An 853-nucleotide genomic window follows, 5' to 3' on the forward strand; every position below is an offset into this window, starting at 1 on the left:
CCCGGCGCCCGGCCCCGCGAGCCGGGGCGGGGCATCCGCTTTCGTCGGACCAGGGTCAGGCGTGCAACTGCTCGTTCAGGACGATGCCGTTCCCGCTGCGGGCGAGAACCTCGACGGCGCCCGACATCGAGTTGCGTCGGAAGAGCAGATTCGGCAACCCGGACAGCTCGACGGCCTTCATCGTCTGCATGCGGCCGTCCGCGGTGCGCGGCTGGTCGGGCAGGGACACCTTCGTGCCTGCCGTGACGTAGAGGCCGGCCTCGACGACGGAATCGTTCCCGATCGAGATGCCGATGCCGGAGTTCGCGCCGAGCAGGGCGCGTTCGCCGATGCGCACGCGCTCGGTGCCGCCGCCGGACAGGGTGCCCATGATCGAGGCGCCGCCGCCGATGTCAGCGCCGTTGCCGACGACGACCCCCTGCGAAATGCGCCCCTCGACCATGGAGACGCCGAGGGTGCCCGCGTTGAAGTTCACGAAGCCCTCGTGCATGACCGTGGTGCCGGGGGAGAGGTAGGCGCCGAGGCGGACCCGCGAGGCGTCCGCGATCCGCACCCGGTCGGGGGTGACGTAGTTCAGCAGCGGCGGGAACTTGTCAACGCCGCTGGCCTGGATGCCCGCGCGCTGCAAGGCCGGGCGCAGCCGGTCGAAGTCGGCGGGAAGCATCGGGCCGGCGTTCGTCCACACCACGACGGGCAGGTGGCCGAAGATGCCCTCGAGGTTGATGCTGTTGGGCCTGACGAGCAGGTGCGAGAGCAGGTGCAGCCGCAGGTAGGCATCCGCAGTGCCGGCCGGCGGCGCGGTGAGGTCGATCTCGATCGTCACGGTCTCGAGGCGCACGGCACGCCGCGGGTC

At 71.3% G+C, this 853-nt stretch carries 1 protein-coding gene; it reads right to left on the reverse strand.

From position 1 onward, the window contains the following. Positions 1 to 55 precede the first annotated feature (55 nt). Positions 56 to 853 (reverse strand): DapH/DapD/GlmU-related protein (locus QN345_RS19505; RefSeq protein WP_323509171.1); only part of this gene is annotated, 798 nt, incomplete at its 5' end.

It is taken from the genome of Cryobacterium sp. 10I1, from assembly GCF_035019805.1.
In the GTDB taxonomy this organism is placed as follows: domain Bacteria; phylum Actinomycetota; class Actinomycetes; order Actinomycetales; family Microbacteriaceae; genus Cryobacterium; species Cryobacterium glucosi.